The organism is Streptomyces aureocirculatus (assembly GCF_000720475.1).
In the GTDB taxonomy this organism is placed as follows: Bacteria; Actinomycetota; Actinomycetes; order Streptomycetales; family Streptomycetaceae; genus Streptomyces; species Streptomyces aureocirculatus.
The window spans coordinates 1-1,008 of sequence record NZ_JOAP01000137.1; the positions used below are offsets into that span (position 1 = coordinate 1).

A 1,008-nucleotide genomic window follows, 5' to 3' on the forward strand; every position below is an offset into this window, starting at 1 on the left:
GCGCCGGTCTCGGGAACGTTCCGCAGCGCCGCGCGGCGGCTTCCCGCGATCGCGGAGATGGGCTTCGACGTCGTCTATCTGCCGCCCGTGCACCCCATCGGCACCACCTTCCGCAAGGGCGCCGACAACACCCTGTCCGCAGGACCCCACGACGTCGGCGTGCCCTGGGCCATCGGCTCCCCCGAGGGCGGCCACGACGCCGTCCACCCCGACCTGGGCACCCTGGAGGACTTCGACGCCTTCGTCGCCGAGGCCGGGCGCCTGGGCCTGGAAGTGGCCCTGGACTTCGCCCTGCAGTGCTCCCCCGACCACCCCTGGGTGGACAAACACCCCCACTGGTTCACCCACCGCGCCGACGGCACCATCGCCTACGCCGAGAACCCGCCCAAGAAGTACCAGGACATCTACCCCCTGGCCTTCGACCGCGACCTGCCGGGACTGCTCACCGAGACCATCCGCCTGCTGCGCCTGTGGATGGGCCACGGCGTGCGCGTCTTCCGCGTCGACAACCCCCACACCAAACCCGTCGCCTTCTGGGAACAGGTCCTGGCCGACATCCACCGCACCGACCCCGACGTCCTCTTCCTCGCCGAAGCCTTCACCCGCCCCGCGATGCTGCGCACCCTCGCGGCGATCGGCTTCCACCAGTCGTACACGTACTTCACCTGGCGCAACACGAAACAAGAACTCACCGAATACCTACAGGAGCTGTCGACGGAGACGGCGCACTACCTGCGGCCGAACTTCTTCGTGAACACCCCCGACATCCTGCACGCCTACCTCCAGGACGGCGGGCGGCCCGCCTTCGAGGCCCGCGCGGTGCTCGCCGCCACGCTCTCGCCGACCTGGGGCATGTACAGCGGCTTCGAGCTGTGCGAGAACACGCCGGTGCGGCCCGGCAGCGAGGAGTACCTGCACTCCGAGAAGTACCAACTGCGCCCCCGCGACTGGGCGGCGGCCGAGCGCGAAGGCCGCACCATCACCCCCCTGATCACCGCGCTCAACCGC

1 pseudogene is annotated in these 1,008 nt (G+C 69.9%); it reads left to right on the forward strand.

The window, feature by feature from the left end:
- Window positions 1–1,008, forward strand: a pseudogene (locus IG78_RS0141055) (alpha-1,4-glucan--maltose-1-phosphate maltosyltransferase); the annotation flags it as partial.